We start from the raw sequence: 20,164 nt of genomic DNA, 5'->3' as shown, positions 1-20,164 counted from the left end.
ATGAACAGGAGCGTCGGCATCGCTATCGTTTTCTTTTGCGGAGCCGCAGCGGCCGGATCGACGGCCGACCTGCAGCGATACAGTGGGATTTGCGAGCCCTCCGGCGGAGCGTTTATCGGCCCATCAAGGTTCGCCGTCGCAAGCGACGAGTCGAATGTGATCCGGATTTATGAGCGCGGATCACCCACCATCTCTGCTTCCGTGGATCTTACGACATTCACCGGGTACGAGAAGTCTGATCTCGAGGGCGCCACTGCGAGAGGCGACACGGTCTATTGGACTGCCTCCCAGTCCAATAGCTCGGGCGGTAGCGACAAAAAGAGAAAGGTGATCTTCGCGACCCGGATTGTGCAGGGCAACGGCGGCACGACGCTCGAACCGACGGGGGTCTTGCGCGAGGATCTGAAGCCGCAGCTGGTGAAGCTTTCAGGATCATCCGACGGTCGCATCAACATCGAGGGTCTCGCCGCCGCACCCGATGGAGGCTTGCTGTTCGGGTTTCGTAATCTCGTCGACGGCAAGGCGGCGGTTGTGAAGCTGAAGAACGCCGACCTGGTGCTCGCCGCGAAAGACAGTCTGGCTGAATTCGGCGATACGGCGATGCTCGACCTGGATGGGCGCGGCATTCGCAGCCTGGAACGGGTTGGGGATCGCTATTTGATCGTTGCTGGCAAGGCCAGTGACGCGGCAGCCGTCGATTACGCGCTCTACTGGTGGGATGGGGAGCCCGAGCACAAAGCGGTGGCTTGGGAGACACAACCGAATCTCTCCGGTCTTGATCCGGAAGTTGCCATGGTGCTCCAGGACGGACGCGCGCTCCAGATTATCAGTGACGATGGAGACCGTTGTGCGGAAGTCGAGGAGGAGGATCCCCCTTCAGATCAGCGCGGCTTCTCCAGCATTGACGTTCCCCTCTGAGCGGCAGCGAGAACTACGAACTCGGATCGAGGCGATCAACTAGATGCGGCTGCGGGGCCTAGCCGCCGAGTACCGTGAGCTGACAGCAAATGAAAAGCGGCAGGTGTGTCGTCAGCGTCTCACCGCCAATCGCAGAAACACTTACGATGTAACCTGGAGCTAAGGGTATGAACTCTCCGATGACTGCATTCTTCGGCAGTGTTATCGCAGTACTTCTTCTATGCCTGTTTTCGTTTTCGACGTTTTATGTGATTTCGTTGGTCGTCGAAAATTGTCGGTCCATGCCGGTATGCGAGCCGGCATCTCCATTATTTGGAGACGGCTTCAAGTATGTCGTCACCACCGTAGGCGGCTTGGTCTCTGCATTGGTCATTGCCCACCTGACGGTTACCGAACCAGGAAATGCGCCCACCGTTGGTTCCTTCGCGCCGGAATCCAAAGCCGCCGTCTACGCGACCAATACCGTTGTTGTGCTCTACCTTCTGGCATGGATCGCAACTGGCTTGGCCGCACTCGTTGTCGGCGTCATGCTCTACCCAAAGGCCAGTTCGACCCTTTCCGATATCGGCTCCACCTGGCTTGGCCTGGCAGTATCAGCGGCGTACGCATATTTCGGCATCAGGCCTTCATCCGATAGACGGGTAGGCGGCGGTCCTGCGACATTTACCACTGGCGACCTATCGCAGGGTCAAAAGGTCCCCAACGCATCGGAAGTGGTGACCTGCGGTCCGATCACTAAAAAAATTACACGCACCGATCCCGAATTCGCCGGTCTTGTCACGAATACAAACGCCAAGATCGTATTCAAGGACGAGGAAAACACCGGCGCGGATCGCATGATGACGCCCCGCCTCAAGAGCAAACTGGATTCCCTTGCCAATGTGGTTGCGTCGGAATGGCCCGGCGCCAAGCTGCGGGTTACGGAGGCTTGGGATGAGGACAATGAACATGCCGACGCCTCGCTCCATTACGAAGGCAGGGCCGCCGACCTCACGACCAATCCGGTCGACGGTGCAAAGCTCGGCAGGCTAGCTCGCCTGGCGGTGGATGCGGGTTGCGACTGGGTTTTCTTTGAGGACTCGTCCCACATACACGTCTCGGTGAAAGCTGGATAGGCAAACAAGAAGGTCGCCTGCAGCGGCAGGTGTTTCTCGTCACCGCGACACACGTAAGTTATTTCTGGCAGCACAGATCAGCTTGATCGAACTGCCAAAGGTCTTGTGTTGAGTCGCATAGATACTGTTTTTATCATAATATACTGTTGTATCATACAAACAAGTATGACATATATTATAATTTCTAACTGCCGTAATGTGTAAGATGCGTAAAACTGACGTCAGCGCAAACAATGCGCATGCACCGAACGTATTGGAGGATAGGTCGATGGCACGTTCACACGCGAAGACTACGGCGTCCAAACAAGCTGGTAACGCCAATCCGTTCAAACTGACGAGAACGAAAAAGGCGCAAGTCAAAGACGCCCACATTATTAGAGAGGGTGTGCGTTGCGACACGGAAAAGAGGGGGCACACAACGCCACACGGACGCACGCCGCTAGAAATTGTGGTCGATGCGTCCGAGGGCTTTATTCCGCTGTGGGCCAAGGGCACCACACTGCGCTGGCGTTTCCGTGACAATTCCTTCGCAGTGTTTGAAAATCAGGCCGCGGCGAAAGCGGCTGTAGAAGAACTGCTCGGCCAAGCCATCTTAAAGTGGGGCGACTCGGCTCCCGTCAAATTTGCCAAGCGCGACGATTCCTGGGACTTCGAAGTCGTCATGAGATCGACGGACGATTGCGATGACAATGGGTGCGTCCTGGCCAGTGCGTTTTTCCCAGACGCAGGGCGTCACAAGCTAACGCTTTATCCGCGTATGTTCGAACAGCCTTCGGAAGAACAGGTCGAAACGCTTATCCATGAGATCGGCCACATATTTGGCTTGAGACATTTTTTTGCATTGATCAGCGAAACCGACTGGCCTGCCGAGATTTTCGGGGAGCATAAGAAATTCAGCATAATGAATTACGGCAACGACAGTAAGCTAACCTCCCAGGACACATTCGATCTCAAGCGCCTTTATCAGATGGTGTGGAACGGCCTGTTGACGGAGATCAATGGGACACCGATCAGAATTGTAAAGCCATTTCATGCGAGCGGCGCGGCCACCGAAAGCGCGCTCGCGCTTGCGGCAACGCGGACCGTTGTCGCGCCATTGCCCGGGGCTTGAGATTCGCGACAGCGGAGCGGGTTTCGCCAGTGCAGACCCAAACCGTCGGCAAACCACCCATATTCTGAACTCAGATAGTTCTGCACTGGAAATTGACGCAAGAGGCATCGAATCGGTCATGACTTCCTTTGCATCGCAAAATCAGCTGCGCGAATTCCTCACGAAGACGACGGCGTCCAAAACGATCGAAGAAATGATGCCCGGTGCTTCTGGGCCGGAAAGCGCGGGGGCGGCTGAAACTCTGACCCGCACCACACTTCAGAAGCTGGACCGTGGCGAAATGCTCGATCCCCGTGAACGCTACCATCTTGAAGCGGTCATCTTGCCGGCGAAGCGACCCGCCATTGACATTGTGGGCGGCGACTTCAGCACACGACACCCCGATTGGCTGCATCTGAACAAGCCGGAACTCCGCGACCGACTGAAGGCGAAGTTCCCCGGCATCGGCCGGATTGAACTGCCAAATCACCCCACGCTGCCTTATGGCGGCACCGGCTTCGTGGTCGGACCCCGACTGCTCATGACCAACCGGCATGTCGCGGAGACATTCGCGGAGGGCCTCGGGACGTCGGGTCTGAATTTCATTCAGGGGCTCGAAGCAGGCATCGATTTCCTGAAGGAGCGCGGTCTCCCAGCGACGGCCTATCTGCAGGTGTTGCGGGTTGCTATGATCCACCCCCATTGGGACATGGCCCTCCTTGAGGTCGAAGGTCTACCCGCGATCCGCCAGCATCTGCGTCTCTCAACCCTCGATCCCGGCGCGATGACGGGCAAGGAAGTCGCCGTGATCGGCTATCCGACCTTCGACATTCGCAACCCCGCCGACATCCAGAACGATGTGTTCGCGGGGGTCTACGGCATCAAGCGCCTTCAACCCGGAAAGATACGCGAGATCGCAGCCGTCGACACCTACTACAACCGCGTCGTCGACGCTGCCCTCCATGACAGTTCCACGCTCGGCGGCAATTCGGGGTCGTGCGTGCTCGATCTTGAGACCGGCGATGTGCTCGGTCTCCACTTCGGTGGGCGTTACGCCGTCGCAAACTATTGCGTTCCCGCGGGCGCGCTGGCCGCCGACGGGCGCGTCATCGACACGGGCGTGACCTTCGCAGGCCCGGTCACGCGCAGGGCGACCGCATGGGACGACGCCTGGCGCCAAGTGTCCACCGGCTCGGCTCGGCCCGAGCCCGTCGACATCACGACTGGGCCTATCGCCGCGGACGCATCCCCATCATCTGGCTCAGGAGGACGTGCAATGGCCGCGAATGGCGAAGAAACGCGCATCACCATACCGCTCGAAATCACGGTCCGCCTCGGCCAGGCGCAACTCGGTGCCGCGTCCGTGACCACGCAACAATCCAACGCTACCGCGACGGTTATCGTCGAGCGCGCCGTCGAGCCGGTGCACGAGACCGACTATTCGACACGCAAAGGCTATAATCCGACATTCCTTGGGGTCTCCGTCCCCATGCCGAAGCCGCGACGCCCGAACGAACTGGTCCGCATGGCGGATGGCAGCCACGAAATCTCCTACCATCACTTCTCAGTGGTTATGCACAAGGCGCGACGGCTGGCCCTTTTCGCGGCGGCAAATGTCAGCGCCGATCCCGCCAGGAAGAGGCCGGGCAATCGGCCACAAGCGGACTATGGCCGCAAGGGCCTCGGCGGCATGGGCAAGGACGATAGCGAGAAATGGTTCGGCGATGGGCGAATCCTCGACACCGAGCAATTGCCGGACAAGTTCTACAACAAGGACCGCAAGGCCTTCGACAAGGGTCATATCGTGCGGCGGGAGGACGTCGCCTGGGGCGACACCTACGCCGAGATGCAGAACGCCAATGGCGACACGTTTCATGTCACCAACTGCTCCCCGCAGACAGCCCGTTTCAATCGGCCCGACGAGGAGGCCGACAATTGGGGCGCGCTTGAGAACCTGGTGCTGAAGAGCGCGCGAACCGAGAACCTGGCGGTCTTCGGCGGACCTGTTCTCGCCGGGGACGATCCGATCTTTCGCGGCGTCGACACGGAGGGCGAGATCGCGATCAAGATCCCTCGAAAGTTCTGGAAGCTGATTGTCGCCAGCACCGAGGGCCGGCTGCAGAGCTACGGCTTCACACTGGAACAGGACCTGTCGGGCGTCGACACCGAGTTGGTGGTGCCCGACAAGTGGGTCAAGTACATGCGCCCGATCGCCGAAATCGAGCAACTCGCAGGGGTCGATTTCGCCCGCAAGATCCGTGATGCGGACCAGTTCACCACCGCCGAGGGCGCCGGCATCATGGCGTCGGCCGGGGTCGCCGCCGGGCTGGCGGCCGGCGAAGGTCCGGCCGCGCCGCCTCCGCCGGCCGGCGCCGACATCGCCGATATTGTGGCCTTCTGGGGCGACGTGCAGAAAAGCCAAAAGCCCTCCGCCGACGATATTCGGCTCGTCGTCACCCTGTCGACCCCGATGACCGACAGCACTATTCGCGCTGAGGTCAGCCGAGCGCTCAACCTCGATGTCGAGGTCGGGCCGCTGTTCGATGCCGATCCTCAGCTCGACCGTTTCCGTCTCATCACCATCCCAGGCGTGGTCGCCACTGATCGCTCGGACCTGTTCGACGTCGCTCGCCACCTCAACCATCTGCTCGGCAGCGAAACGGTGGAGCCGGACCTGTCGACTAACTATTTCGCCGTCGGCGCGGCGCCGCCGGCGGACGGCACCGCCGAGAGCGCGAATTTTGCCTTCTGGTGTTGGGTGGACGAGAAGGACGACGCTCCGCTGGACCCGGACTGGGCAATCAACAAGACCAATGTTCGCCAGGCCTGGGCATTCTCGCAGGCGCAGGGGCGCCCGCGCGGCGGCAAGGGCATCCTCGTGTTCCAGCCGGACACCGGTGTGGTGCCAACCCACACGGAAATGCCCACGAAAGTCGACAAGGACAAGCGCTCGGCCAATTTCATCGAGCCCGGCAAACCGCCCGTCGATCCGATGAAGGGCTCTGGCAACATTGGCCACGGCACCTCGACTGGCAGCGTGGTTGCCAGTCCCGAGGCTGGCGCGATGAGCGGCAGCGCGCCGGAGGCCACCCTGATACCGATCCGCGCCATCACCTCCGTCGTCGTTATCGACCAGAGCCGCGTGGCCCAGGCGATCAACCATGCCAGGCTGCAGGGCGCGCATGTGATCACCATGAGCCTGGGCGGGCTTTTTGGTTCGGCATTGCAAGCCGCGGTGCGTAAGGCGGTGGACGCCAACATCATCGTCCTCGCAGCAGCCGGCAACTGCGTCGGGACGGTCGTCTGGCCGGCGCGCTATGACGAGGTCGTGGCGGTTGGCGGCATCAATGAGAAGATGCTGCCCTGGAAAGGCTCGAGCCACGGCCAGGCCGTGGATATCTCCGGCCCAGCAGAACTTGTGCTGCGCGCTGACGCGCGCGATCCGACCAATGCCGGCAAGGTGGGCGGCGGCGAGGGAACATCGTACGCGGTCGCTCACCTGGCTGGCGTCGCCGCGTGCTGGCTTGCCCACCATGGGCGCAACCAGCTTGTTCAGAACCTCAGGCCCGGAACGAAGTTGCAGTCTGTGTTCAAGGCGACAGTGCAACGAAGCGCCCACGTACCACCCGGCTTCGACACGGACGAGTATGGGGCAGGGATCGTCAACGCCGAAGCGCTGCTGCGCCGCGCGCCCGACTTCGCGGGGGCACCCGAAGCGGCCGGTGCTCGCTCGACGACGGATCAGGTGCGGGATCTGCTGGCGGAGACCGGAGCCTTCAGCCAGCTCGAGGCGGTGGCCCCGCTGTTTAGCGACAATCAGGGCTTGCTGGAGCTTGCCTGCATGGGGCTCGACCGTGCCCGCATGGCGCGTGCCCGCGAGGGCAGTCTGGAAGCCATGCCACCGGCGCGGATCTCCAGGGGCTTGCGGACACAATTGGGGCCGTCTCTGACACGCACCACCGCCACGGGAGGGCGGCCATGAGCGATATCGACACGCTGCGGCTTGAGCATACAGCGAGCCGCGTACACAAGATCCTTGGGCGCGCCCCGGGCCAGCTTGAGGCAGGCGGTGTGGCGAAACCGATGGGTAGTCTCGAAAGCACTGGCGCGGAGTCGGGTGGCGCGTCCAGCGGCGGTCCCGCTGACCGCGACGTCCTAGCCATCGCCAGGCGACTGATGGCCTCGCGTGTCCAGGAAGGCCGACCTATCGGCCCCGCGGAGGCGGAAGGGATCGCCCGTACCATCGTCGCCAGCGCCAACCGGGCGCTTCTGAAACTCGACGTAGCGTCCAACGGAGCACTCAACCAAGCCGAGGCGATCGCTCTGGAGGCGGTGGTCCATGTGCGCGGCCGCCCTGCGGTCAGGGTGCTGTCGGAGGGGTTGGAGGACATTGGCGTCTACCCGGAGGCCGGTCTGTGGAAACTGCTCGCCGATGAGCACTTCAAGAACCTTTGGACGGTCACGTCGGCAACCGCTGCAGTGCGGGTCACCGACCGGCTCATTGCCAACCGGCCTCCCTGGGTCCAGGGAACGGCATTCCTGATCGGCCCTGATCTGGCACTGACCAACCGCCACGTCCTGTTCCCGCCTGACGGTGGCGTACGCATCGCGCGGCGTTTCCCTGGCACGAACAAGGCCCGCATGAAGGGTGACTACGAGGTGCTGCTCGACTTCGCCTTCGACAACGGTGCGGCAAGGCAGATCCTCTACCGGATAATGGACGTGCCGTTTGTGGCCTCCGATTCCGATCCTGTCGACGCCGCGCTGCTGCGCGTCGAATGTGTGCATGGCGCCGGCCCGTCTCCCCTTGCCGTATCACGCGCCGATGTGTTCGACATCGACCGACTATATATCGTCGGCCACCCCGGCTATCTGGAGAGCGTGCCCGACGACATCATGGCGGTATTCGGCCGCCCGGACGAGCGTAAGCGCGTGAGTTTCGGCGAGTTGATGGACCCGGTAGCCCCGGAACAGACGCACATCGTCCACGACGCCTCCACGGTCGGCGGCTATTCGGGGGCCGCCGTCGTCGGCTTTGCCGCGCCGGACGTCCGCGCGCTGCACTACTGGGGAGACTCCAAGTCCGGCAACCGCGCCATCCCGGCGGATGACATCGTGAACCACCCCGAACTGGGCAATCTGCTGCCGCGGCCATGAAAAGCCAGCGTCTTGCCCCGAGACTGCGAACATGAAGCTGACGCCAGCAGAACTGGACGTCTTTGCCACTGCGTGCGCGCGTGACGTCGCGCCGAGCCGTCTTGAACGGGAAGTGCGCGCCTTCGAGATTGTTCCCGACTACGAGGCGTTCGTGAAGGAGAAGTCCGCCGGGCAGGCTGACCCCGTGCTTGCCCTGTTTCGGGCGCTCCTTCATGAATTCAACGAAAGGGGACTTGCGTGCGATCTCGCCGAGAGGCTCTTCTTCGAAATCTCATGGTCGGGGGATCACCAGGAAAGGATAGCGGCATTGGCGCGATCGGTTCGAATGCCGGCCGCGCCGCCAAACGCCCTCCAGGCGCTGCTGAAAAAGCGCAGCCATTTCATCACCGACCGAGGACTTTCAGAGCTGTTTACCAAGGTCCGCCCACGGGTGGCCATTGTGGTGGGAACATTCCTCAACGCCCAAGGTCAAGCTGTCTCGACAAGCGGGACCGCCTTTCTCGTGGGTCCCGACCTGATCTTGACGGCTCTACACACCTTCGACCCACTGCTTTCATCAGGTCGGTCCGCCCAGGTGCCTCAATCGTTTAAGGTCGTTTTCGACTATTGGGCGGGTGATCCGATTCAGGGCACGGCCGACCTCGCCAATCTCCATGGCGTGCGCGTGGTTGGATTGCACCCAACCAACTGGTTGGTTGCACAAAGCTCGCCCGTTCCATGGGCGGGCACCGTGGCGGCGCTGAACGACGAAGAGCTCGCGCAGCTGGCAACCGATCTTGATTTCGGGCTTATCAGGCTGGACGAAGCTGTTGGAAACCTTCCCGTCAGCGGCGGCTTCAGGGCGCGACGTGGCTGGTTCGCCGTGGACATGCCTGCGCCGCCGGCCTACGCAGTCGAGAGCCAGGTCGTCATGCCGCAGCATCCGCAAGGCATGTCAATGCAGCACGCATTCGGCAGGATACTCGGCAACTGGGATCCCAACACCCGTGTGATCTACGAGTTGGAAACTGACGAGGGCTCTTCTGGCGCCCCCTGTCTCAACAGCCGGATGGAACTGATCGGCATCCACAGCGCTGCATACAGGCCTGCAGGGGTACTCAAGGGAAATCTGGCCGTCCGCATCGATGCAATCCATCCGAAAGTCCTCACACATCTTCCGATCAACTCCGTGCAGCGAGCGGCAAAATCGATCTGGCGCGTGACACGGCCCGGAAGTGCCTTGGTCCCGGTGCTGGGCAGGGATAAGCTTCAGACGTGGCTCGACAACGCGACAAGTCCATCGCCCCAGACAAGGAGCCGCAGCAACAGGGTTTATGTCGCCGATGCGCCACAGAAGGGTGCCGGAAAGTCGTTCACGGCGGACATCGTGAGGACCTTTCTGGCGGCCGATGGAACGCAGAATATTATCGTGTTGGGCGGCGACACCGAGCTCATTCCCGAAACTCTGGAGGACTTCGTGCTCGCGCTCGCAGCCGGATTCGGGATGTCGAAGGAAGACCTTGGCGCCTTCCCACCAAGGCCCAGCGTTGACTTGCCAAAAGACGCCAAGGACGGGGACAAGGTCGATCGCTGGGAATCCCAGGAGATGCCGGAGTGGTTTTCCAAGCGGCTCGCCGCGCACCGCACGACCACGGTCAACACGACCGAAGTCTTGAAACGAATTGTTCAGGACAACATCGCGCTCGGGCGTCCCAACACACAAGAGGATCTCGCCATCGCAAACGCGAATCCGCCGGTGATGGTGTCGTCCGTGAAATGGGCGAAAACTTGGATACTGTTGGACGACCTCGACCAGCGTCCGCTGTCATCTCAGGTCCGCAAGTTCACAGCCGGCCTTATCGGCGCCGACATTGATGAGGGTGCGGTGACGGACGTGCGCGCCGAGCTGCAGTGGTTATTCCTAGGAGCCGTTCCAGAGTTCCTGACCTCGCAAGACATGTCCGTCGAGACGTTTTCTCCGGCCGACGTGCAAGTCCAGCATATCTCGGCCACATTTCAGGCAGCTTTTGACGAGGCCGGCATCCTGCAGGATCCGCTCGCCCTTGCATCGGGCGTACTGCTGCTGGTGCCCGGCGTTCTGCAGGGCGAACACGCAAAGGGCAATCTTGACCACACGCCGTTGAGCGTTTGTCAGCAGATTCTGGCAAATCTCATTGCCGGCGCCTACCAGAGCAGCGGGCACAAGCTATGAAAAGCCTCTCCGCCGACTATCTGACCAATCTCCTCGCAAGGTCGGACATTCGCGACCAGTTGGAGAAAGCGGTCGGAAAGACTGCTCTGGAGACGATCGTTCGGTTCGACGCGGCGTGGACGGGCCCCAACCTACCATCGTTCGAGCCGGCACGACCAGGCTCGGACGTGTCGGAGTTCGGAGCGCAGAAAGGCGGTCCCGACTTGCCGGCGCTTGAGGCAGCGGGCCTGTCCACGCCTGCCGATGCCGCGACACCCCCGCTTGATATTTCTGGGGCGTTGCTGCGCGCGGCCATCAGCTACAATTACCACCTCGACGCACTAAACCCTGACGTCAGGACGCGAGCATGGCTGCTTCGCCAGTCGGTTCTTGTTTGTGCTTCGGGCGCCAAACACCTGCGTCTTTTGAATGCCGAGCGACAGCGATTGCTGAATTCGGTCGACGCGACACTCGCGCTGCCTAGCTTGCTTGGTGAGTACGAGGCCGACGACCGCGCCATGCTGTCGACCCCGAACGCCGAGCTCGAGAAACTCGCCGACACGTATCTGCGCGAATTCCTCCGCGGACGCAGCGTCTCGGATGCGCTCTTGGCCAATCACCGCCGTGCGATCACGGCCGCCCGCGAAGAACTCGAGGGCGTCATGAACATCTCGCCCTCCGTCCCCTCGCTGGCGGAATGCCGGCGACGTGCCGGCCTGGCGGAAATCCTGATCCCGCTCGGCATTCTGATCGGAGTAGATCCGGCCAAGGCGCCAAAGAGCGTGGGAGACCGGTTCGTCGGGCGGGCCGAGGAACTGCTCATTTTGCGCAGCGTTGTCGATGAGCTGGCTTCGCACTCCGTCCTGGAATCGGCCAGCCGCGGCTTTCATCGCGTAATCCGCAGCAAGCCGAGGCTGCTTTCTCTTGTCGCGCGCGGCGGCCTAGGCAAGACGGCGCTGGTGGCGAAGTTCCTCTACGATCATGCGACGCTTTCCCGGCAGCAATTTCCGTTCGCGTATCTCGACTTCGACCGCTCGGATGTCCAGCCTCGCGGCCCCGGCTTGATGCTGCTGGAAATCTGCCGTCAACTGTCCTTCCAGTATCCGAACGCTGAGCAGGCTCTCCATCAATTGAGCGAACAAATGCGGCAGTCGCTCATGGGCCGGGCGACCGGCGACCTCAGGCAATGGTGCAAGACGTTTCGCAGCATCATCAGAACTGCGCTCAGGTTGAATGGCGCCGCGACGTTCCTGCTGGTGCTCGACACGCTGGAGATAGTGGAGTCCGACCTGGCAGCGACGGAGGGCGTCGTCATCTTGCTGCGTACCCTGGGCGCCGATTCCGAGGATCCATTTCTCGAATTCTGCGTTGTTGCCGCGGGAAGGTCTGGTGTCGACCAGCTTTCGGTCGGCGATGCGTTTGAGGTCACCCCGCTGAAGCTACAACCGCTCTCAGTAGACGACGCGCGGGGCATGGTCGAGCAGTTGGGCAAAGACCTGCTCCCCAATGAATGGGTTGAAAGCTGGTCGCGGCGGATTGCGGGGCGCAAGAAGGACCCCGACAGCCGTCGGGAGCCGCTCAGCCTGCGAGTAGCGGTCGAGATGGTGCGCGACACGAAGCCCGACATGCGAGCGACCGTCGTCGACGACATCGTCCGGCTGGGCGAAAGCGCCGACGACAAGTTCGTCGCCGCACTCTATGAGCGGCGCATCCTGGACCATGTCCGCGACGAACGCGCCCGCAAGCTTGCATGGCCCGGGCTGGTTGCGCGCAACGTCACGCGCCACATGGCGCGGGAGGTGCTGGCGCCGGTCTGCGGACTTGATGCGTCGGAAGCTGAGGTGGCTTTTGATCTCTTGTCCCGGGAGACATGGCTCGTCGAAGGACAGCCCGGCGGTGACAGCATTCGTCACCGCAGGGAACTCAGGGCGCGCACGCTCCCGCTGATGCGCCGCCGCGATCCGGAGAGGTTCAACCGGGTAGTCGAGGCGCTGATTGTTTACTACGCCGACCGGGACCCCGTCGAGCACGTATACTATGTCCTGCTGCGGGGCGACAAAGAGGAAATCTACTCGGATCGGAGCCTTCACGGTTACCTCCCCGAGTTCGTGGTCGACATCCAGGATTTCGAAACCGGTTCTCCAGCCTGGAATCTGATTCAAGCGAAGTTTGGCAAACGATCACTCGAATTCGACCATATGAGTCAGCTCCCGGATGATCTCTTGTGGGAGCATCTCGGTCGCACCGGCAGCGGTCTGCGCGGCATAAACGACCGCAGGATCGAGCCGCGTGTACAGCTTCTGGCCGAGCGCGACAGGCCGGCCTCGTCCGACGATGTTGGACAGCAGAGTGCTTGGCAGGCAATCCAGATCAAATGCGGATTCTGGTCGCGCCTCGACCCGGCCGCTCTGGTGATCCCCTCGGCCCAGTTCGATCTCACCCAATTCGCATTCTACGTAGCCCAGCTCTCGCTTGCCGGCGAACGCCCGCCAGCGTATTGGACCCAACGCTATCCTGCGTTGATCGATTCGCTGTACAGCAGCCGCGGCAACGACAACTGGCATGCGCTGACGCAGTCGTTGATCACCGCAGGACTCTACGACCCCACGCTTTTCGCCCACATCGAATGGCGCCTCGGCGATTCGCTCGCCGGCGCTTCCGGCCAGGGCCGTATGCGGGAATGCTCGCTACGATTCCTGCTGCAGGTCGGTTTCGAAACCCAAGGCACTGCACTGACGATCTGGGCAAAGGCGGAAAAGGATCGCATACTGGGCGGAATCTCATTTGCCGAATATGCCATTCTCGTCCACTGGGCGGGCGGCAGCGGTTCGCGCGGACGCGGAGCCTCCGACAAATTCCGCGCTCTTGCAACCGAGCATAGAGACGCTATCGAGCGCGGCTCGATGGCGGAGGTTCCAAGGCAGATACTCAAGGAGCGCGACGTCATCGCTGAGGCGACAACCCTTTTGAGCGCGATCGCGACCTGGGGTGACCGCAGCCGAATTCAGCGTTTCGCGCGACAGTACTGTTCCGTCAGGCAGCCTGAGTGGATCGTGCCGTTCGCCTATTTGCTCAACGCCTGCTTGCCCCAAACTTGGCAACAGGTGGTAGGGCAGGAGGTTTCATCAGATCGATACGACCCCGGGCGCCAGGGGTTCTTCGGCCAGATCACGTCGACGCTACGGCGCTCACGGATACCTGCGGACCTGATCGAATACTTGATGCTTGCTGATCGTGCGGGCGACTTTGATACTGTAGTTCGGCGCCTGTGCGAGTTGATCGATGCCAATCGAAATGTTGACATCCAGAGTTTGGACAAGATCCGACGGCAGGCACGCACGAAAATGGTAAATGTCGAGATGGTCGTTCCCGGGCATACTCGCAACGGGTGACAATGGCCAGATGCCCGAACAAATGTGGCGTTCGCGGTCTCAAGAACCGGCTGCGCATGATCCCGCCTCCGTCCATCGGCCCGGGCCGGCTCGGGCGCTTCCTGTGCCGACCAGGCGTTCCACCGGCGTTACGCTGTCAGCCCGAGAAGCGCCTGCGTTTCAGGGATGACATCTACACTTCTACGCAAGCGCCTGGGACAGGTCGTCGTGTTCGAACGCCGACGCCATGCGGTTGACTTCGGCCTTGCCGATGCCGGCATCAGCAGCGACGCCGCGCCAGTTCTCGACGGCTTCACCTCGCCAAGCGGCTGATGAGCCAGACCTTCGCGATTTTCGAGATCTTCGCCATTGCCGGCGTGCTCTACCTCGTGATCAATCTGCTGCTGATCGCGATCATCCGCGCCATAGAGCGCTCTCTCATGCGCCACGAGACCTCCTCTGGCCGAGATCTGGCGGCGGCGCAACCAAATCGATCGACCGTGGGTTCGTGGCGCCCCTGCTAAGATAGAGCGATCCGAAGACAAACTTGTCCGCTCAAGCACACACTCGAACTGAATTTCGCTGTCGGGGACGTCCGCTTTCAGGCGGCGGCTACGAGGCCCTGGACGGCCGAGACGGGGGCGCAAAGCAGTGGTTGGCGAAGTAAAAAGATCGAGAACTGTTCCTGTCGCCATCACGCCACCGCCAGTGCCGGCCGATTGCCCCAATTGGAACGGGCCCTGTATTCGGCCGTACGCTGCTCAGACTTGAATTACTCGTCCGGCTTCTGCAGAACGGGCGACGAGGCATTGGTGGTTTCTTTAAATTTCCGGTGACGCGAAACGACTTCGTCGCACGACAGTGGCTTTTCATCGAACATACGGCGGCATGCCACGGTAGTCGGAGCGCAGGTCCGCAGTCGCATTTCGGACGGCAAGAGGGCAACCTTATCCACCAAGGGCACCACTTGCGTTGTTGGCGATGGCGACGAGCGTCGGCCGCATCCATGCAGGTGCCCGAGTGGCGCCAGCGACAAGTGCTTTCTTGTCGCTCACCGATAGCTGGCGCGCGGCCACCTGGGCAACGTCGTGCGCAAGCATTGGATCCAGGTGACGCAGAGCGTGCACGACGGTGCCAGCGGCGCTGCCCGGGGCGATCAGATGCTTCGGGGAGGCGTGACGCAGATCCACAACAACGCGACGAGAAGGCCATCGGCCAGGTAAGTGCTCCTGGCCGGAACTTGCGTCAGAGGCCAAGCACGCTCGCAGCGCGAGCGCCCGCGATCTGCACCCGCGAGCCGATCTCGCGAGCGAGGGCCTGGGCGACGTTGTCAGGAGAGGGCGAGAGCGGGCCCAACCCAGGCGCGTTATTCCAAACGAGCAGGGACAACTTGCGGGGGTATTGCCGACTTCGACGTTGGATATTGGGGCGTGGGTCCATTTTGCATGTTGCCAACTGAATCACTGAGTGCCCGAGTTGCACGCGGCCAGTGGAATGAGCAAGCGGCGGCGGGTTTATGAATAGGTGGGGGCCGGTATTTTGCCAATGCTCAAATCGATTATAGTTGTGAAGAGCAGTTTCGGCCGTTTACTTGCCGCACAAGTCCCCATAAAAGGAGACAGCATCGATTCGATGTTATCCCTTGTCTTTCGCGTACTCGCGGTCCGTGGCGCCGAGTGGACGATTGAGGACCGCCAGCCCGCTCACTAGCAGGTCTGCACTGGCGGCTTGGGGCCCGTTGGTAAGCCACAGGAGTAGGACAATGTCGAAGGATTCGGGCAAGGGCGAAAATCACGGCGGCGGCCCCGGGAAGATCGAGATCACGGTGGTGGTGAACGGCCAGCCCACACAGGTCGAAGCCAATCCCAACCAGCCGCTTCACGTCGTCCGCACCAAAGCGCTTGAAAATACGCAGAACGTCGCCCAACCGGCCGAGAATTGGGAATTCAAGGACGAGGCCGGCACCTTGCTCGACGTCGACAAAAAAGTTGGCGATTTCGGTTTCGCGACCACTGTGACCCTGTTCCTCAGCCTGAAGGCGGGCGTCGCAGGTGCCTGAACTCCAAACTGTGGACCCGGAGGTGTCCCGAGCGAAGTTCGGTCGGCAGATCGGCTGGTTCCAAACACAAGCAGGTATTTACCGGGCTCAGGGTTGTTTCCTAATCGAGGCGAGCTTCCCGACGGCCTTCTTCATCTTCGTACCGCCGAAGATAAAGCCACAGATCATCGGTGCAGCTGTCGAGATCGACTTCTCCAATTACGACCTCCGACCTCCGTCGGTGGTCTTCGTAGACCCCTTTATACGCCGGCCGATTGCCCGGAAGGATTTGCTGCTCAGGATGCTGAGACGACCGCATCTACCCGGAACCCCACCGGATATGATTTTGGTCCTCATGCAGCAGAACGCTCTGTCGCTGTCGGACTTCATCCAGGCCAACAGTGCGGAACACACGCCATTCCTGTGCATGTCAGGCGTCCGGGAATACCACGACAATCCAGCCCATTCAGGTGATTCATGGCTTCTCCACCGGGGTTCTGGCGAAGGCTGTTTGGCCTTCATCCTGGACAAGATCATCAAGTACGGGACCGGTCCCGTGGAGCAGCTTCAGTATCAGTTCCAAATCTCAGTGGGAGCCATGATAGCACCCCTACCCGCCATTCCAGAATGACCGAGCTCAAGGATGTCGGGACAGTCGCTCTTCCCCGAGACTGTCTTTCAAGTGTCCAGGCGCACCTGCGCTCAGTTGGGCGACAGGGCCATGAGGGGATGGCGCTCTGGGTCGGCGTTCAGCAGGACCAGCACTTTGGCGTAACAGAGACCGTTATACCGGCACAGCGTCACATTCGGACGGGCGACGGCGTTTGCGTGATAGTTCCGGCCGAAGAACTACACCGGCTCAATGTCTGGCTCTACAAGAGCAGCCTTAAACTCTTCGCCCAGATCCATAGCCATCCGGGCCGAGCCTACCATTCGACGACCGACGACGCCTACGCGGTCGCTACGACGGTTGGGTGTCTGTCGCTGGTGGTGCCCAATTTCGCCCGCGAGCCTTTCGATCTTGCTCGGGTCGCCGCCTATCGACTTGACGCGAAGGCGAACTGGAATGAGGTCCCATCCGCGGCACTCAGGCGGATGATCACGATAACGGGTTGAACGATGGCACTCGCTAACTTCATCGACCGCGCCGCCACGGCAGCTTCTCAGGTGCTGGCCGACTTTCATCTATGCGACTTCAAAGCAGCCCTCGAAAAGCAGGTCGTGGCTGTGGCCTTCGACAGCCAAGCCGCTTCGTGTGCCGAGGGCCAGGCGACGCTTGACCTTACGGTCAGGTTGCTTGCCAGACTTTATCCGGTTCTGGCCATACTCCCCCTGGACATGGCCGCGAGCTCTCAAGCCCAAGCGCTCGAGCGCTTGGCAAAGTCGATCAATCCAAAAATCAGCATCCGGCGTTCCGGCAAGTATGCGACGGTCTGTGTAGCTGCAGGCGCGGTGCACCCATCACTTCGGTGCCCAACGTTTTTCATGGGATCGCAGGGTTGGGCGGCAAAGCTGTCGCGTACGGACCCGGTGGGCTCTGGCTCGAGCTTGCTGCCCTATGGAGCCGGCGCCGCAAGCTGCTTTGCCGCCGCCAACGTCTTTCGAACCGTCTTTGCTTCCCAGTTGACCGGCGCCGAGCTGGACGAGAACATCGACCTCTCTTTATGCACCTACAACAAGAGCAACGCCGGCGATTCCAGCCCCTTAAATTTCCCTGTCGACCTTGGCGAAACGCACCTCGTTGGGCTCGGCGCGATAGGCCATGGCTCGCTCTGGGCGCTGGCGAGGCAATCCGGTCTGTCGGGGCGCCTGCATGTAGTTGATCACGAAGCTATCGAACTCTCAAACCTGCAGCGCTACGTGTTGGCAGGTCAGGCGGAGGTCGGCCTCTCTAAGGCGGCCCTAGCAACCCACGCCCTTCGGTCCACCGCCCTTGAAGTGGAGGCGCACCCTATGAAGTGGGCAGAATATGTTGCGCGCCGGGGCGATTGGGTATTCGACCGAGTGGGTGTGGCGCTTGACACCGCCGCCGACCGTCTAGCTGTCCAAGGTGCTCTGCCCCGATGGATCGCGAACGCCTGGACTCAGGAGCAAGATCTAGGCATCTCGCGGCATGGTTTCGATGACGGCCAGGCTTGCCTTTGCTGCATGTACATGCCGACCGGGAAATCCAAGGACGAACACCAACTGGTCGCGGAGGAACTCGGAATGCCGGAAGCACACGAGGAGGTAAAAACGCTCCTGCAGACCAATACCGGAGTCCCCAATGAGTTCGTAGCTCGGGTGGCTACGGCGATGGCTGTGCCGTTTGAGCCGCTCGCCGCGTTTGTTGGCCAGCCCCTCCGTTCCTTTTATCAGCAGGTTATCTGCGGCGGCCTGGTGTTCCAGCTTAGCGATGGAAGTCGTCTCCTTCGAACCGTGGTTCCGATGGCCTTTCAATCAGCGCTTGCCGGGATCATGCTTGCCGCAGACCTGGTCAAGCATAGTGCGGGTTTTCCGATGAGTCCGACGACCAGCACTCGCGTGAATCTACTGCGCCCCCTTGGTTCTCACCTCCATGATCCGAAAGCCAAAGATTCCAGCGGCCGCTGCATCTGCAGCGATGAGGATTTCGTTGCCGCCTACAGGCTGAAATACGGCTGTGCCGTTGAACAGCTGAGCAACTGGTCCGCCTGAGAAAGATCTGAAGTCTTCGTTACCGCGGACGGCGCGCTGTCAAGCGCTCACCGACGTTTTCGACCACGATCGAGTGCCTGGAGAGCGCGGGGCGGATACTATGACACGCTCGGCCCGCTGCTTGCCAATGTCAGGCCCAGAACCCACGACAGAGATCCTTGAGCGACGCCTCGTCGTTTAACTTTTTTGTACTGTTATCTACGTTCGACCATATTCGTCGTCGAAGCGAACGATATCATCCTCGGCGAGATAATCGCCGCTCTGCACTTCGATGATCACCAGGTCAATTCTGCCTGGGTTCTCGAGCCGATGCTTATGGCCGCAGGGGATGTAAGTAGATTCGTTTGTCCCCAGGAACAACTCCTGCTCGCCATTGACGATCTTGGCGGAGCCGCTGACCACGACCCAGTGCTCCGAACGATGATAGTGCATCTGCAGGCTCAACTGGCGACCGGGCTTCACCTCGATGCGTTTGATCTTGAAGCGCTCGCCTTCCTCCAGAACCGTATAGGAACCCCAGGGCCGGTGTACCGTGCTATGGACCAGATGAGCTTCATGTCCCGAAGCCTTGAGGCACTCGAAGAGCTTCTTAACGTCCTGAACGCGGTCGCGGGATGTGACAAGCAAAGCGTCCGGGGAATCCACGATCACCAGATCGCTTACGCCCACCGTGCCGATGACGCGCTTGTCGGAGCTCACATAGGTGCCGGTCGTGTCGACCATGTGCACATCGCCGTGTATCCTGTTCCCGCTTTCGTCGGGGGCGATCAAATCGGCCATTGCGTTCCAAGATCCGATGTCGCTCCAATCCATGTCGCAGGGAATCACGGCAAGTTTGTTAGTTTTCTCCATGACAGCGTGGTCGAGCGAGATCCGCGGCGCGGAACCGAAATGCTCAAGCGCGAGTTCGATTTTGGCAAAGCCTTGGCATTGACTGGCGCGGCCGTTCTCGTAGCTGTCGGCGACGGCCTGGAGCACCTCGGGACAATGCAAAACCATCTCGTCGAGCATGGTTTGCGCACTGAAGCAGAAGATGCCGGCGTTCCAGAAGAAGCGTTGAGACGCGACATAGGCTTTGGCTGTATCCAGATCCGGTTTTTCAACGAAACGGACGACGTTCTCACCATCTGCTTCGATGTAGCCGAATGCCGTGTCCGGTCTGGTTGGGGTGATGCCCAATGTGGCGATCCGCCCGAGCTTCGCATGTTCCATGGCCAGGCCCATGACGTCTAGAAACGCAGGCAGGTTGCTAATCAGGTGATCGGCCGGGAAAACGCACAGGATCGCGTCAGGGCCTTGCGTTACCCTCGCATGGATCGCGGCTGCAGCCACGGCGGCGGCCGTATCCCGAGCTTCGGGCTCGAGCAGAAAGGTGCGTGGCAGGACCACGGAATCCAGTTCGTCAAATTCGTCCTTGGTCAGGAAGAGGTGTTCCCCGGATGTCACAGCGACGAGTTCCACGACACCTTCTATCGAAGCGGCGCGCAGCACAGTGTGCTGAATGAGAGAATATCCATCCGCTACTTTGAGGAAAGGTTTGGGGTGCGATTGCCTTGAGGCGGGCCATAGCCGCGATCCGGCTCCGCCGCTGATGATCACGGGAATCACTTTCATAACTAACCTCGATTT

The 20,164-nt window shown here is 60.9% G+C and carries 13 protein-coding genes and 1 pseudogene; 12 read left to right on the top strand and 2 right to left on the bottom strand.

What is annotated here, in order from left to right; translation table 11 throughout:
- The 8 genes from NKH22_RS21690 to NKH22_RS21655 all read left to right on the top strand — a co-directional run bounded on the left by NKH22_RS21690 (nt 1) and on the right by NKH22_RS21655 (nt 14,345).
- A complete protein-coding gene (locus NKH22_RS21690; protein WP_023669242.1) occupies nt 1-918 on the top strand; it encodes a DUF3616 domain-containing protein in 918 nt (305 codons plus the stop codon).
- Nucleotides 919-1,097: 179 nt separating this feature from the next.
- Nucleotides 1,098-2,033 carry a hypothetical protein gene (locus tag NKH22_RS21685; protein ID WP_023807855.1) on the top strand — a complete coding sequence of 312 codons (936 nt, stop codon included), beginning with the start codon at nt 1,098-1,100 and terminating at the stop codon, nt 2,031-2,033.
- Nucleotides 2,034-2,301: 268 nt separating this feature from the next.
- On the top strand, nt 2,302-3,144 hold the full coding sequence (locus tag NKH22_RS21680; protein ID WP_031214812.1) for a matrixin family metalloprotease: 843 nt from the start codon (nt 2,302-2,304) through the stop codon (nt 3,142-3,144).
- Nucleotides 3,145-3,262: 118 nt separating this feature from the next.
- Entirely contained in the window at nt 3,263-7,105 is a 3,843-nt protein-coding gene (locus NKH22_RS21675) for a DNA/RNA non-specific endonuclease (RefSeq protein WP_352498588.1), read from the top strand.
- On the top strand, nt 7,102-8,280 hold the full coding sequence (locus NKH22_RS21670) for a trypsin-like serine peptidase (protein ID WP_023672411.1): 1,179 nt from the start codon (nt 7,102-7,104) through the stop codon (nt 8,278-8,280). Before NKH22_RS21675 ends, NKH22_RS21670 begins: the two co-directional genes overlap by 4 nt.
- A 31-nt stretch (nt 8,281-8,311) precedes the next feature.
- Nucleotides 8,312-10,471: a trypsin-like serine peptidase gene (locus tag NKH22_RS21665; protein WP_023672410.1), complete on the top strand. Its 2,160-nt coding sequence runs from the start codon at nt 8,312-8,314 to the stop codon at nt 10,469-10,471.
- Complete coding sequence (locus NKH22_RS21660) at nt 10,468-13,842, top strand: P-loop domain-containing protein (RefSeq protein ID WP_023672409.1); 3,375 nt, start codon at nt 10,468-10,470, stop codon at nt 13,840-13,842. The genes NKH22_RS21665 and NKH22_RS21660 overlap by 4 nt, the downstream gene beginning before the upstream one ends.
- A 311-nt stretch (nt 13,843-14,153) precedes the next feature.
- Nucleotides 14,154-14,345 carry a hypothetical protein gene (locus tag NKH22_RS21655; protein WP_023672407.1) on the top strand — a complete coding sequence of 64 codons (192 nt, stop codon included), beginning with the start codon at nt 14,154-14,156 and terminating at the stop codon, nt 14,343-14,345.
- A 423-nt stretch (nt 14,346-14,768) separates the two neighbouring features.
- Here NKH22_RS21655 and NKH22_RS21650 read toward each other — a convergent pair.
- A pseudogene (locus tag NKH22_RS21650) lies at nt 14,769-15,339 on the bottom strand (DUF6088 family protein).
- 244 nt (nt 15,340-15,583) lie between these two features.
- Between NKH22_RS21650 and NKH22_RS21645 the strand changes: the two are divergent.
- The 4 genes from NKH22_RS21645 (at nt 15,584) to NKH22_RS21630 (ending at nt 18,535) form a co-directional block, all read left to right on the top strand.
- Entirely contained in the window at nt 15,584-15,880 is a 297-nt protein-coding gene (locus NKH22_RS21645; RefSeq protein ID WP_023672403.1) for a DUF2604 domain-containing protein, read from the top strand.
- On the top strand, nt 15,873-16,490 hold the full coding sequence (locus NKH22_RS21640; RefSeq protein ID WP_023746214.1) for a putative metal-binding protein: 618 nt from the start codon (nt 15,873-15,875) through the stop codon (nt 16,488-16,490). The genes NKH22_RS21645 and NKH22_RS21640 overlap by 8 nt, the downstream gene beginning before the upstream one ends.
- Nucleotides 16,491-16,588: 98 nt before the next feature.
- Entirely contained in the window at nt 16,589-16,975 is a 387-nt protein-coding gene (locus tag NKH22_RS21635) for a hypothetical protein (protein ID WP_245261414.1), read from the top strand.
- A gap of 3 nt (nt 16,976-16,978) precedes the next feature.
- Nucleotides 16,979-18,535, top strand: coding sequence for an E2 ligase fold family C protein (locus NKH22_RS21630; protein ID WP_023672400.1), 1,557 nt, complete (start codon nt 16,979-16,981; stop codon nt 18,533-18,535).
- A 198-nt stretch (nt 18,536-18,733) separates the two neighbouring features.
- Here NKH22_RS21630 and NKH22_RS21625 read toward each other — a convergent pair whose 3' ends face one another.
- On the bottom strand, nt 18,734-20,149 hold the full coding sequence (locus tag NKH22_RS21625) for a mannose-1-phosphate guanylyltransferase/mannose-6-phosphate isomerase (RefSeq protein ID WP_023746212.1): 1,416 nt from the start codon (nt 20,147-20,149) through the stop codon (nt 18,734-18,736).
- Between the last annotated feature and the right edge of the window lie 15 nt (nt 20,150-20,164).

The organism is Mesorhizobium sp. M1252 (assembly GCF_040318265.1).
GTDB lineage: Bacteria > Pseudomonadota > Alphaproteobacteria > Rhizobiales > Rhizobiaceae > Mesorhizobium.
Note: the sequence above shows the minus strand (reverse complement) of the source record. Positions and strands in the feature narration are given on the sequence as shown.